Raw genomic sequence first — 13,328 nt, 5'->3', positions numbered from 1 at the left:
CTGTGATGGTAAGAGAACAGCAGGGGCTCCTGCTCCGGTAGCCTGAGCCATGTGATACCGATTCAGGACAGCAGTGCGGGAAGAACCTCGTGTTCAAGCCTACATTGAGCACTTTGCTCGGCTGGCTCGACGGCACCCCTGGAAGGTTCGGGGACTTGTGTATCTCTCGGCGTTTTTGCTGCCTCCGGGCGTGCTGCCACCGATGCTCATGCGAAAGGATACAGAATCGATACTCGGAGCCTCACTGGAAGTGGATGAGGAGCGGAAGCAGGTCAGGGTAAGGAAGGAAGCGGCTCGCACTGTCTTTTATGCCGATTGTAGCGAAGAGGATGTAGCCCGAGCGATCTCGTTGCTTGTGCCTGAGCCTCTGCGACCCCGGGTGGAAGAAGCGGCTTCCAGGCTTTCCGTACGGGAGAGTGAGGCACTTCCGCGCTATTATATCGAATGCTTGCAAGATAAGGCGCTTGGCCCATCCATGCAGAGAAAGATGTATACCAGCCTGCCATGTCAAAAGGTCTATTCGTTGCCGACCAGCCATTCACCGTTTCTGTCGGCTCCTGAACGCCTTGCCGAGTGCTTGCTGGATATCGCCCGTTCCCAACCAAAAAGGGACGCTCACTCAGAAGCGAGCAAGCATCCCTCGGTTGCTAGCGGGACAGACGAACACGAAGGGTAAGAATCTCGAACGGGTTCGCGGTGATGGTTACCTGATGCCCCTGCGGCTCTAGCGGCTGCTCCTGCTCTTCGAGGAGGTTGGTTTGCCAGATAGCGGCAATCTCCTCACTGAAGGTCAGGGTCGTACTGGTTGTTGCGCCGGCGGCCTCGTACAGGCGGATTACCAGATCATCGCTTGCCTCAGCCTTTTTCACTGCCTCGACAATGATATTCTCGGCTTCAACCTGCACAAATGGTGTTGCGTTGCTTGAAGCTAACACGGAGCCTTCCACTATCTGAAGCGGGACATTCAGCTCATAGCCTGCCCGCATGACTTTGCCGGTAATGTGGTTGCCCGCGTGCGGATAGAGGGCATAGGTGAACTGGTGTTGTGCCTCATCGGCGACGGAATCGGGCCACCCAGGGCTACGCAACAGGTTGAGATCAAGCACATTTTCGGCGACCTTATGCCCGTATTTGCAATCATTGAGCAGTGCAACGCCATAATCCCATTGCGATAGATCTACCCATTTATGAGCGCAGATCTCGAATCGAGCCATGTCAATACTGGTGTTGCGATGGGTTGGGCGCTGTAAGGTTCCGAACTGAATGTCACAGGTTGCTTCATTCGCACGGACCGATACAGGGAAGCTGGTACGTAGCATCTTGAGGCGCTCGTGCCAATCGACCTCGGTGATAAAGTCAAGGCGGCGGCTGCCTGCGGTCAGGACGATGCGCTGCTGAAGCGTGGACTTGTTGAAGTGATAGCGCTGTTCCACAATGGCCTGCGGGCCCTCGACGCGTGCCGTGGCCTCTTCAAGCTGGAAGTATTGAGGTGGGCGTTCATCGTAGGCAATTGAGATATCCCAGGCGTCACCCAGATCGTGGTAGACGGCAAGCCGGTTTGCGTTTTCGCCCTGAGCGAGCACCTCGCGTTGATGCTCCTTATCGAAAATGGAGGCAATCGAGCCATCGGGCGCAAAGCGAACCCGCAGGAGCTCGTTTTCCAGCGTCTCTGTGGAGGCGGTAAGTGCTGGCAACTCGTCAGCGGGCGCGGGATCGAGCGTCAGCATACTCAACGGCGGAACGGTGACCTGTCGCCATGTTCCCTGGTGGTTCAGCCATTCGCTGCGCTCCCAGGAGAGCGTATTGACAACCGTTAGTGCTTGTTGCGGCGCGAGCAACGCGGCCTGTGCCTCCTGCTTCAATTGCTGAATCTTGTCCCAGATCTGCTGATAGCGAGCCAGCGATTCCTCGTACACACGGGTGATCGATGAGCCGGGCAGGATATCGTGAAACTGGTACAGCAGCACTTCCTGCCAGATGGTATCAAGCTCCTGTGAGGGATAGCGATACCCGGCTGTGTGGTGCGCCAGAGCCGCAAGGAATTCCAGGTCACGCAGTGCCAGCTCAACCTTACGGTTAAAGCGCTTGTTGCGTGCCTGTGTTGTATAGGTTCCCTGGTGCTTCTCCAGATAGAGTTCGCCGACCCAGGTCTTATAGTCTGTGCTCTGTGCCGCGATACGATCAAAGAAGGCCTCTATCGGCTCCTGTGTGACCGGGGCAAGGCCGTTCAGGTCTTTCTCGCGTGCAAGGCGTTCAAGGTGCTCAACGCCGGGGCCACCGCCGCCATCGCCGATCCCGTACAGCACAACGCATTCATCAGAGACCGTTTTATCCGCGAAGGTGTGCTCGGCAGCGATCAGGGCGCGGGGAGCCGCCGAGCTATTGTAGGTGCCCTCGGGCGGCATGTGAACCAGCACGCGTGAGCCGTCGATACCCTGCCAGAAGAAGGTATGGTGCGGGAAGACGTTGAACTCATTCCAGGAAAGCTTGATTGTCAGGAAATAGTCCACTCCGGCCTTTTTCAGGATCTGAGGAAGAGCCGCATTGTAGCCGAAGACGTCGGGAAGCCAGAGCATACGCGGATTTGTGCCGAATTCGTCGCGGAAGAAGCGCTTGCCATAGATAACCTGCCGGACCAGAGCCTCGCCGCCAGAGATATTGGTGTCGGGCTCAATCCACATGGCTCCCTGGGTTTCCCAGCGGCCCTCAGCTACTTTGGCCTTGATTTTCTCATAGAGCGCCGGGTAATACTCTTTCATCCATTGATAGAGCTGCGGCTGACTGGCACCGAAGACGTAGTCGGGGTAGCGCTCCATCAACGCAAGCACAGTGGAGAAACTGCGGGCACCTTTGCGGATGGTTTCACGGATCGGCCAGAGCCATGCAAGGTCGATATGGGCGTGTCCGATAGCGCTGATTTTCAGCGAGGGGTCGCCGCCCTTCTTTGCCAGTTCGACAGCCAGGATTGCGCGGGCCTCTCTGGCCTCTTCGGTGGTGTAGTTGGTCAGCAGATTGGCAGCTTTCTGCAATGCCGCCAGGATGCGTTGATAGCGGGCTTTCTCGGGTGGAAGCTGCTCCATCAGCTCATGAAGGACCTCGAAATCATAGTAGAGGTGGTGCATCTCTTCGTTGAAGAGTGCAATCGAGGCCTCTTTGAGCGTGCCGCTATCCTGATATTTGCCAAAGAGATCGTTACAGCCAGCATCTGCCCAGAGATCAATGGTTTCGCCGCCCTGTGCCTGCTTTGTGATCGGGACCACGCGCTTGCCGGGTCGCCCCAGGCGAAAATCAAAATCAGAGGAGACAGTAGTCAGGCCAAGCACGGGGCAGCCCTCCGCATCTGCGATGTAGGCTTCGCCGCTCAGGTCGATCAGGAGCGACACGGCCTGTCCGGCGGCAGTTTCAGGAATAGTCCCGGTGAAGTGGAACCAGGCGCAATCCCAGAGCTTGCCCCAGCTCTGCCCGATCTGCACTTTCTGATAGGTTCCGCTCTGGCGCTCGGCAAACGGGACGGGTTCGGGAGTCACCCAGGCCTCAACCTCAAGATTGGTCAGTGGTTGGTAGATCGCCTGCTCAATTGCTGCGAGCGTTCCCTTGAGCCACTCTTTTGTTCTTTTGTGATGATACGGCAAGGTGTCACGATTCCTTCTAGAGAGTGAGCGCTAATGGCTCTCTCAAACCGAATTCTCAATGAGAGTATGATAAGAGATGATGGGTATTACCGAAATAGTGTACAGGGTATCTGCTGGCTCCCTTCGTCTCGCACGAAGGGAGGGCATCGGTTGTCCATCTCTACAGACAGCATTGTATATACAAATTATAATACAAATTCTGCACAATTGAAGGCTTGAGGGACTATATAACCGGGTAAATAAGAGCCCCCGGAAACAGGACGGGGGCTCTATACAAGGGGGGAGTCTGATGTTGTGTTATGTTGATTTGATCCGGGAGACGCGCAGGCGAGCACCGCACGACTGACGAATAACGAGGTTCACCGGCAGCTCGATGTGTTTCGGGGCTCCGGCCACCAGCCCTTCAATGCGGTTGATGAGCAGGGTTCCGGCGCGGTTTCCCATCTCTTCATATTGTTGAGCGACGGTCGTCAGGGGCGTGCTGAGCAGAGCGGCAAAGCTGCGATTATCAAAACCGACCACAGCCACATCTTCAGGGACGCGCAGTCCGTGGCGTTGGGCCGTACGCATTATTTCCAGAGCGATGCTGTCATTGACGGCGAAAATAGCGTCAGGACGGTTGGGACCGGTCACCAGCGAATCATAGAAATGGTGTCTCTCAGGTGGTGGAACATAGGTCAGCGACTCATCAAATGGCTGTTGATACTCTTGCAGGGCCTTGCGATATCCGAGCCAGCGTTCCTGTACGGAGGCGACATCAAGTCCCTCCTCGGTCACAAAGGCGATACGGCTATAGCCGAGGATCAGCAGATGCTCGGTTGCCCGGTAGCCTCCACCGAGGTTATCGGAGGTCACGTAGTCACAGTCCACGCCGGAAACATAGCGGTCAACCAGGACAAAAGGCACCCCTTTTTCGCGAAGCTGTTGCAGGATTGGGCGGTTGTGGTGCGCTCCGCCGACGGGAAAGATGACCAGGCCGTCTGTGGTGGTCTGGAGGCGCTCAATCTCCATCGCGAGGTGTGCCGGGTTATCCTCGGCATATGCAAAGCTGAGCTGATAGCCACGCGGCTTGATAGCTTGTTCAACGCCAACCAGAATACCCATATTCAGCTCATCACTTGCCTGACTGAGAATCAGCCCGACGCTTTTATGCAGATGATGATATGGCTGGCTCTTTGATTCCTGTATCGTAGAGGGCGGCGCGGCATGACGTACAAAAGTTCCGCTCCCACGAATGCGTTCAAGGAGTCCCTCGTTGACCAGTGTTCCGAGTACCTGACGCACGGTTCCCCGGCTGACACCATGTGTGCGAGCAATTTCAAGCTCTGGTGGTAAGCGTGTGCCTTCTGCCAGCTCTCCTGAAAGAATGCGCTCACGGAATTCGAGCAGCAAGCGCGAGGAGAGCGTCTTTGCCTGTGAGTCGTTTTCTGCTTCTCGCACGATACCCAACCCCTGTAATGAATAATGAAACTTCTTTGCATTGTAATAGTAGCGGGCGCTTCTGAAAAAGTCAAGTAGCATGCCCATGAAGGGAGGGGATTGTACAATACAAAATTGGTCAGTAACGCCAAAATTTGTACAGGTTCAATGAACCGCATGTCTGCTTTCGGCAGATGATGATAGAGATTGCTCGCGTCCCATGTCAAGCGGCATTACTACCCTTTTGACCATCTATACTGAACAATTTCGCCCTGCTGCTTCCTTTACGCTGAATTCTTCACTTTTTGTGGAGCCGCTGTACACTGAAAGGCAGACTGTGTTCCTTCCGGCTACCCTCGGTCTCCTGTTCAAGAAATGATGTACCTGCTCGATTCTGGAGCGAAGTTGTGGACTGTGAAGCACAGAGGGATTGCTCTAAAGTGCATAGGCTGGTGATCCATGTTGGCACGTTGCTGCTTCTCCGGCCTGTGAAGCGTTTGTTCTCTTTTGCCCGTCGTCTTCTCACTGGAGGGCGTCGTTTTCGCTCCTTTTCCTCTTGACTTTCTGAAACGGCTCATGCTAATATCCTACTAAATCAGTAAGATATTAGGGCGTGCTAATATCTTACCTCGCTACTCTGATATTGTGCATGCAGGCAGTTCTGTGGCATAGCTCTGTCACTTTATAACAGTCATCTTTTCGAGCGCCTGTCTGCTATAGCTGATGTTCTATTTTCACACTGTAACCGGGATGTGTTTCCGGTAGGGAGATGAAAGGGTCAATGATACAGAAAAAGACGTGGCTCCTCTTGATTTGTTGTCTGGGCGTACTGTTCTCCGCATGTGGTGGCTCGACAGCAGCGCAACCTACCCCCAAAGAGGAGCAAAAACGGACAGTAACCTATCTCGGAAAAGAGATTCAGATACCTGCAAAAATTGATCGAACCGTCGCTGTGGGCTATTCCACGCTAGAAGATATGGTGCTGCTTGGCATTGAGCCGGTTGGTGGTCCAACATACCCGAACGGGCCGGCGGAATATCTGGCCGATCATCTCAAGAATATGAAGAGCGTCGGCAACCGAACCGAGACGAACTACGAAACCGTGATTAGCCTGAAGCCTGATCTGATCGTTGCGCACGAGCGAACGACCCCCGAGACGATCAAGAAGCTGCAAAAGATCGCACCAACTGTTCAGTTCTCGAAACAGGCAAAATGGCGCGAGAACTTCACGCTCCTTGGCGATATTTTTAACAAGCAGGCGCAGGTCAAGCAGATCCTCGCCGCGTATGATACGCAGGTTGCGGACGCCAAAGCGGCGCTTCAGCGGTCCGACAAGAAGGAGCTGGTGGTGCTGACCATGAAGATTCGGGCCGGAGGTATTTCGGTCTTTCCTCCGACGTTCTATATCAACGATATTCTCTATAATGAGCTTGGCTTTAAGATGACGTCCGATATGGCGCGGGTGAAGGCACAGGAGAAACTTCCGCTTGAGCGACTGGCACAGATCAACCCCGATATCATGATTGTGGGCTTTTCGCCGTTCGAGAATGCGGACAAGCCTCAGGCACTTGAGGACCTGCAGAAAAACCCGATCTGGCAGGGTGTGAAGGCCGTCAAGAATAACAGGGTGCTGCTGAACAAGGTGCATCCGCTGATTCAGGGGAATACGGCGTATGGGCAAAAGGCAGCGCTGGACATGATTGAGAAGGAAATTGTGAATAAGTGATGGATTCGGTGATACCTGTACAATCAAAGCGTCAGAGGCGCTTAACCTGGCTTCTGCTGCTCTCGCCAATCCTGATCGTTGCCGTCATGCTTGCCTCGTTGATGATTGGCGTGCAGCAGATATCACTTCAGACGGTCTTTGAGGCGCTCTTCCACTTTGACAAGGAAAACCTCAGCCATACGATCGTGTTGTCGCGTTTGCCGCGTGTGCTTGGTGCTCTGCTTATCGGGGCCAGTCTGGCGCTTTCGGGCGCATTGATGCAGGGAGTGACCAGAAACTATCTGGCCTCTCCCTCAATCACCGGGGTGCTGGATGGTTCGGCGTTGCTGGTGACGATTGGCTATATTTTCTTCTCGGGGCTTTCCAGTTGGGGGCTGATCCTGTTCTCGCTGATTGGTTCGGCGCTTGGAACGGCGATTGTGTTTGGTATGGCCAGCCTGATCCCCAATGGTTTTTCACCGGCTCGGCTGGGTATCATTGGTTTGATTATCGGTACCTTTTTCAGTAGTCTCTCCTCAATTATAGCTACCTACTTTCAGGCGTCACAGGATATCAGTTTCTGGTTCAATGCCCGTCTGGATCAGATCAGCCTGGAATTTCTGGGGCCCACGCTTCCCTTCTTTGTGCTCGGGGTTGTGCTGGCGTTCTCGGTGGCCGGCTCGGTCACGATTCTGGCTCTGGGGGAAGAGGTATCGATCAGCCTGGGACAGAAGACGATTGTGGTGAAAGGGTTGGCAATGTTGAGCGTGATCGTGCTGACCGGGTTATCGGTGGCGCTGGCTGGCAAAATAAGCTTTATCGGGCTGATTATTCCGCATATTGTGCGCTATCTCATCGGCGTCGACTACCGCCATATCGTGCCCTGTTCGGCGATCTTTGGGGGCATTTTCCTGGCCTTCTGCGATATCCTGGCCCGGCTGGTAAACTTCCCGTTTGAGACGCCGATTGGTGTGCTGACCTCGCTGTTCGGGGTGCCGTTCTTCCTGTATCTGGTCTACACGAGAGGAGGCAAGCGACATGTCTAAGGCACGATATGCGTTCCCGCTTGTGGTGCTCGGGTTCGCGCTGCTCATCCTGCTGACTATCTACATCAGCCTGACGAATGGCGTCTATGATATCAGCCCGTGGGACCTGATCCAGACGATGCTTGGAATGAATGACAACGCTGATAAGGTGCTGGTGCTGACAGAATTTCGGCTCCCGCGCATTATTATGGCGGCGCTGGTGGGAACCGGGCTGGCAGTGGCGGGAGCGATCATTCAGGGAGTGACGCGAAACGATCTGGCAGACCCTGGAATTCTCGGTATCAATGCCGGGGCAAGTACAGCAATTGCGCTTTTCATCTTCTTTCTGCGGGGGAATCTGTCGAATCTGGGCATGTTTGAACAGTTCGCCATGCCATTTTTTGGCCTGCTTGGCGGCATTCTGGCGGCGGTGCTGATCTATCTCTTCTCCTACAAAAACGGGACGCTTCCCGTTGAGCGGTTGATTCTCTCCGGGATCGCGGTTGGCAGCGGCTTGAGCGCGATTTCCGTCTATCTCACCTTGAAGATGAACACGCAAGACTTCGAGATGGTAGTGACCTGGACAGCCGGGAGTATCTGGAACGCGAACTTCGACTATATTCTTGTGATGCTGTGTGGTCTGCTGCTGATTTTACCTGTTTTGTTTATCAGTGCGCATATGTTGAACATCTTCCATCTCGATGAGAACAGCATCAAGAGTCTGGGGGTGTTGCCGGACAGGCTGCGCATGGGCTTTTTACTGGGTAGCATCGCGCTGGTAAGCCTGTGTGTGGCAGCTTCGGGAGGCATTGGTTTTGTGGGCCTGGTCGCTCCCCATATTGCACGGCGGCTGGTTGGCATGTCCTTTCAACGGCTGGTGCCGGTTGCGGCGCTGGTGGGCACGGCATTAGTGATGATCTCGGATTTTCTGGCACGAACTATCTTGCAACCGACAGAGATTCCGGTTGGCATGTTGATTTCGTTGATTGGTGTTCCCTATTTTCTCTATCTGCTCTATCGTACCTATAAATAAGGAGAGAGAAAGTCATGCTTGCGGTCGAGGATCTGGAAGTAGCGTACGAAAAATATACCGTCTTCAGTCATCTCAACCTCAACGTAGAACCCGGTTCCATTACCGGCATTATTGGCCCTAATGGCTGCGGGAAATCGACCCTGTTGAAGACGATGGGACGCATTCTGAAGCAGTCTCAGGGGCTGGTCTACCTGGATGGGAAGGCGTTGCAGACGATGCAGTCGAAAGAGATTGCCAAACGGCTGGCGATCCTGCCGCAGTCTCCCTCGGCTCCATTAGAGCTGACGGTTGAAGAGCTGGTTGCCTATGGTAGACATCCGCATCGGGGGCGTTTCCAGCGCCAAACGACACATGATCGTCAGGTGATCGAGTGGGCAATGGAGACCGCCGGAGTGCTGCCATTTCGCGAACGGGAGATCGGGAGCCTGTCGGGTGGGCAGCGTCAGAAGGTCTGGCTGGCGCTGGCACTGGCTCAGGAGACGGATATCCTCTTGCTGGATGAGCCGACGACCTACCTGGATATCGCGCATCAACTGGACGTCCTCTACACGATTCAGAAGCTCAACCGTGAGGAAAAGCGCACTATTCTGATGGTGTTGCACGATATCAATCATGCGGCCCGCTTCTGCGACGCGATTATTGCGATGAAAGAAGGCTCGATTATCGCCAGTGGCTCTCCTGTAGATGTGATTACGCCCGAGGTGTTGCGGGAAACGTTTCAGGTCGAGGCCCATGTGGTCATAGAAGAGCAGGTGCCTATCTGTCTGAAGTTTGAGCCATTGCGCAAGCCCGTTTCGGAGCCTGTTGGAAGCAAGTAGCCAGAAGAAGGGGAACCACCATCGACACGGTTGATGATGGTTCCCTTTTTTATGCAGCAGTCCAGATTGCTTCAAGCAGCAGGCCATTGTTATCAAGAAAGATGAAGTTATGAAGATTGGCTATGTGGCTGATCTCTGACACCTCACGATCGAGCTTGAGAAGCCGTTCGCGTAGCGCAAGCCCGGCAGCTTCATCGGGGAGCCTGAAAGCGATGTGGTTCAAAAAGCCTTCAACGCGGGTAGCGTCTTGTAGCGTTGGAATGTGCTCAAACGAAGGCAATGAGATGCCGGGAAATTCAAAGAAGTGCAGCCCGGGACCGCCCGGGGTGATAAAGCAGTGGCGGCTCTGATTCGCCGGGTGAACACTGATTTCGCCAACCTGCATACCAAGAACGTCGCCATAAAAGGCTATGGTTGCGTCCAGATCGGGTGTGTAGAGTGCGACATGGTGAAAGCCCTGCCAGTTTGTCATAAGATGATGTACTCCTTTTCGGGTATGTTGTTTTTCTCTATGGGCAGTATAGGTGCTGGCAGGGCGGGTGCACATCATCTATCTGGATGATGTGGTGCATGAATTCCGGCAAATAGCCGAAGCTGGCGGGCAACCTCTCCAGCGGCCACCCGATTGTGAACATCCAGCTTGCGATAAATGCTCTGTACCTGCGAGCGGATCGTGTTCACTGAGACAACAAGCGCTCGGGCAATCTCCGGGTTTGAGTAGCCGCTGGCAAGCAGGCGAAGGACACGTAATTCTTGTGCCGAGAGGGGCTCCAGCGGGGCCCGGGTCAGTGTCTGCTCGCCTGTAGCGCCATGCAGAATAGCGAGCACAGAGCCGAGCAATGGTCGTGCACGAATAACCGTCATGCAGGCCCGCAAGAGTGCAAGCAGCGGCTCTCCTTCATCGAGAAAGAGGCGCTGATAGCCCTCCGCGCTGGTGAGCGAGAGCAGTGTGAGAAGCTGGCGGCGTGCCTCATGCGTCTGTCGACAGGCGGCATAGGCGAGGGCAAGCAGCACCTGGATCTCGAAAGTATGCCGAATGCGCCCGGCACGTTGCGCGGGGTCCAGGAGCCGCTTCAGCAGTGGTAGGGCTTCTTGAGCATTGTCTTCCGCTATCAAAAGGCGGGCAAGCAAGAGTTCTCGGCGCTCATGAGAAAGCAAGGGGAGCTCGTTCCCCTGCCAGAGATATCCCTGAAGCACTTGCCGTGCGGCTGTCCCGTTGTGTAATTGCACATAGTAGAATGCCTTTTCAGCCTCGATCAGACGCAGCAGGGAGACAGAACCGACGACATCATCTGAAAGAGATGAGAGCTGTTGTAGCGCGGCTTCAGCCTGCCCACAGGCGAAGATGAGGCGTGCCTGAAGCAGTGTTGCCTGTATCCGGTGGATCGCAGGCAGCGGTGTCAGACGAAGTACCTCCCGAACGGCTTCCTGTGCCTTCTCAAGTCGGTTCCACTCATAATAGATGCGAGCCAACCCGAGCTGTGCGTGCGCGATATCGTCGATATCCTGTTGTTCCTGCGCTTCAGCAAGCATACGGCGCAGGATGGTCGCGGCCTGATGCAGTTCTCCCTGTTCAAAGCAGAGCGCTGCCAGACGTCCTGCGGCTGCCCGAGTGTATATATGATTGCCGGTAGAGACGCTCAATTCGTAGGCAGCTTGAAGTGTTAGACGAGCCCGGTTATATTGCCCTTCGAGTGTCTCGCCCAGTCCTGCAATGCCCATGCTGCTGCTTCGCCACAGCAGATCTTCTGGAGACAGCCAGAGGAGCGCCTGTCGGGCATAAGCGGCTGCCTCTCTGCTTCGGCCCTGACGATGAATGAGCAGAGCACGGCAGGCGAAGACCTTGCCAAGCGCGGCTGTATTCTGGCTCCATCCCCGTTCTGCCGCCTGTAGCAGTGCCTCAATGTGGGCCGCGCTGGTCGGCGAAAGCGGATGGGGTGTTGCGGTAAAGAACAAAGCAAGCGCGTGACCAAAGCTCAGGAGGGGTTGTGACCGGACGAGAGTCTCAGGAAGCTGCTCAAGCCAGTGGAGCAGGGTGTGAAACTCATTTGTTTCTTGAAATTGTCTTGCTTCCAATTTTTGGGTAATTAACCGGGCAGCACGTTCCATCTGTCCGATGCGCAATGCCAGCGTGATCGCTTCTTCATAGAGCCCATGTCGTTCATACCAGTCTCCGGCTTTTATCAACAGAGAGCGTATTGTCTCGCTTCCCAGGCGCTTTTGAGCCTCGGTCCGCATGGTTTCCGCGAATAGAGCATGATAGCGGTACCATTGTTCGTCGAGGCGTTCAAGAAAGAGGCCATAGCGCGTGAACTGGTCCAGGATCTGGGCGCTGTCGGTGCGATCGGTGACAGCGTCACAGAGGGAACTGGTAGCTTGCTCAAGTATGCTGGTACTGAGCAAAAAAGCCTGCAATGGCTCAGGGAGCGCTTCCAGCACCTCACTGACGAAATAGTCCTGCAATGGTCGGTGATTCCCTGTGAAGGTTGCCAGGCAGCGGGAGATCTCCTCCCGAGTTGTGCAGCGCTGAAGGGCGAGCGCGAAAAGGCGTAACCCGGTGGCCCATCCTTCCAGCCGTATATTGAGCTGTTGCACCTCTTCCAGCGCAAGTGGATGAGGGGTGATCTGTTGCAGAAAGCTCTGTGCCTCCTCGGTCGAGAAACGCAGATCGTTTGCTGTGATCTCGAAGAGTTCTCCTTTTGCGCGCAGGCGGGCAAGAGGCAGCGGGGGTTCCGTGCGAGAAAGGAGCAATACATGCAAGGAGCGCGGCAGATGTTCGAGGAAGAAGGTGACAGTCTCATGGATACGTGGCTCATTGAGCTGGTGATAATCTTCCAGAACGAGAATACAGTTGACCGGCAGTGCGACAAGCTCATTGAGGAAGGTCGTGAGTGTAGCTTCCAGGGTGAAGGGCTTCAGTGGCGGATAGAGCATGAGCTGAGAGAGGGCCTCATGTCCGAGATCGGGCTGGAAGCTCTGGCAGGCGGTAATCAGGTAGCGCCAGAAACGTGCAGGGTCATTATCCCCTGCATCAAGCGAAATCCAGGCAATATTGGGAATATGGCGATCCTCAATCCACTGGCGTACAAGCGTTGTTTTGCCTGTGCCTGCCGGAGCGCTTAACAGTGTAAGTGGGCTGGTGCGTCCCTGATCCAGCAAGGCAAGCAGGCGCGGGCGAGAGACAAGCGCAAGAGCCAGACGAGGGAAGTGTAGCTTTGCTTCGAGGAGCGGTATATGTTCCTGTGTGCTGTCGGTGGGAAGCGGCGTCGGCTGGTACTGGATCAGGCTTCTGGCCGAGTTGGAGAGCGCCGAAGCGTTCTGAATATCAATCGAGAGGGCACGGGCAATATTTTCCAGTTGGGCAACCGAGAGCTCAGCGGAGCGCCCGACGTAGCGCTTAAAGGTGCGTTTTTTCTGACTTCGATAGGCGTACCAGTAATCTTCTCGTGTCGAGCGTACTTCTCTTCTCACCGTTAAATGACCGTATTGCCCATGAAAGCTGAAGGTCTTCAGAGGAGCAAGCAGCCGGGTCCAATGTGTATCAGCAATGGGAATCAAATGGGCTTGATTGGCGGTCCGAAAGATATACGTTTGCTGTTCAGCATTCCAGAAGAGCGCATCGCTCACGACTTTTGGCATGATACCTTCTCAAAGCAATCTCTTTGTCTCTCTCAAAGGTTCTCTAGAATTGACTAT

The 13,328-nt window shown here is 54.8% G+C and carries 9 protein-coding genes; 5 read left to right on the top strand and 4 right to left on the bottom strand.

What is annotated here, in order from left to right:
- Positions 1-73 precede the first annotated feature (73 nt).
- Positions 74-676: a hypothetical protein gene (locus EI42_RS06365; protein ID WP_111320013.1), complete on the top strand. Its 603-nt coding sequence runs from the start codon at positions 74-76 to the stop codon at positions 674-676.
- Here EI42_RS06365 and EI42_RS06360 read toward each other — a convergent pair.
- Positions 648-3,632: an alpha-mannosidase gene (locus EI42_RS06360; protein WP_111320011.1), complete on the bottom strand. Its 2,985-nt coding sequence runs from the start codon at positions 3,630-3,632 to the stop codon at positions 648-650. The two genes, EI42_RS06365 and EI42_RS06360, sit on opposite strands and share 29 nt — an antisense overlap.
- 297 nt (positions 3,633-3,929) lie before the next feature.
- The gene (locus tag EI42_RS06355; protein WP_170142408.1) at positions 3,930-5,072 is read right to left on the bottom strand and encodes a GntR family transcriptional regulator; all 1,143 of its coding nucleotides are present in this window, start codon (positions 5,070-5,072) and stop codon (positions 3,930-3,932) included.
- Between the two features lie 760 nt (positions 5,073-5,832).
- Between EI42_RS06355 and EI42_RS06350 the strand changes: the two genes are divergently transcribed.
- Genes EI42_RS06350 through EI42_RS06335 form a run of 4 tightly spaced genes read left to right on the top strand, consistent with a single transcriptional unit; the run spans position 5,833 to position 9,632 of the window.
- Positions 5,833-6,777, top strand: coding sequence for an ABC transporter substrate-binding protein (locus tag EI42_RS06350; protein ID WP_170142407.1), 945 nt, complete (start codon positions 5,833-5,835; stop codon positions 6,775-6,777).
- Complete coding sequence (locus tag EI42_RS06345) at positions 6,777-7,802, top strand: FecCD family ABC transporter permease (protein WP_111320005.1); 1,026 nt, start codon at positions 6,777-6,779, stop codon at positions 7,800-7,802. The genes EI42_RS06350 and EI42_RS06345 overlap by 1 nt, the downstream gene beginning before the upstream one ends.
- Positions 7,795-8,814 (top strand): FecCD family ABC transporter permease, encoded by a 1,020-nt coding sequence (locus tag EI42_RS06340; RefSeq protein ID WP_111320003.1) that lies wholly within the window; start codon positions 7,795-7,797, stop codon positions 8,812-8,814. Before EI42_RS06345 ends, EI42_RS06340 begins: the two co-directional genes overlap by 8 nt.
- Positions 8,815-8,828: 14 nt before the next feature.
- Positions 8,829-9,632 (top strand): ABC transporter ATP-binding protein, encoded by an 804-nt coding sequence (locus EI42_RS06335; protein WP_111320001.1) that lies wholly within the window; start codon positions 8,829-8,831, stop codon positions 9,630-9,632.
- A 49-nt stretch (positions 9,633-9,681) separates the two neighbouring features.
- Here EI42_RS06335 and EI42_RS06330 read toward each other — a convergent pair whose 3' ends face one another.
- Together EI42_RS06330 and EI42_RS06325 are read right to left on the bottom strand one after the other, a co-directional pair.
- Positions 9,682-10,104, bottom strand: coding sequence for a VOC family protein (locus EI42_RS06330; RefSeq protein WP_111319999.1), 423 nt, complete (start codon positions 10,102-10,104; stop codon positions 9,682-9,684).
- Between the two features lie 74 nt (positions 10,105-10,178).
- A complete protein-coding gene (locus EI42_RS06325) occupies positions 10,179-13,271 on the bottom strand; it encodes a winged helix-turn-helix domain-containing protein (protein ID WP_111319997.1) in 3,093 nt (1,030 codons plus the stop codon).
- Positions 13,272-13,328 lie beyond the last annotated feature (57 nt).

It is taken from the genome of Thermosporothrix hazakensis, from assembly GCF_003253565.1.
In the GTDB taxonomy this organism is placed as follows: Bacteria; Chloroflexota; Ktedonobacteria; order Ktedonobacterales; family Ktedonobacteraceae; genus Thermosporothrix; species Thermosporothrix hazakensis.
Note: the sequence above shows the minus strand (reverse complement) of the source record. Positions and strands in the feature narration are given on the sequence as shown.

Bases quoted from the DNA above. Each gene is read 5' to 3' on its own strand.
- EI42_RS06350 (WP_170142407.1), top strand. From the start codon at position 5,833: ATGATACAGAAAAAGACGTGGCTCCTCTTGATTTGTTGTCTGGGCGTA.
- EI42_RS06345 (WP_111320005.1), top strand. From the start codon at position 6,777: ATGGATTCGGTGATACCTGTACAATCAAAGCGTCAGAGGCGCTTAACC.
- EI42_RS06340 (WP_111320003.1), top strand. From the start codon at position 7,795: ATGTCTAAGGCACGATATGCGTTCCCGCTTGTGGTGCTCGGGTTCGCG.
- EI42_RS06335 (WP_111320001.1), top strand. From the start codon at position 8,829: ATGCTTGCGGTCGAGGATCTGGAAGTAGCGTACGAAAAATATACCGTC.
- EI42_RS06330 (WP_111319999.1), bottom strand. From the start codon at position 10,104: ATGACAAACTGGCAGGGCTTTCACCATGTCGCACTCTACACACCCGAT.
- EI42_RS06325 (WP_111319997.1), bottom strand. From the start codon at position 13,271: ATGCCAAAAGTCGTGAGCGATGCGCTCTTCTGGAATGCTGAACAGCAA.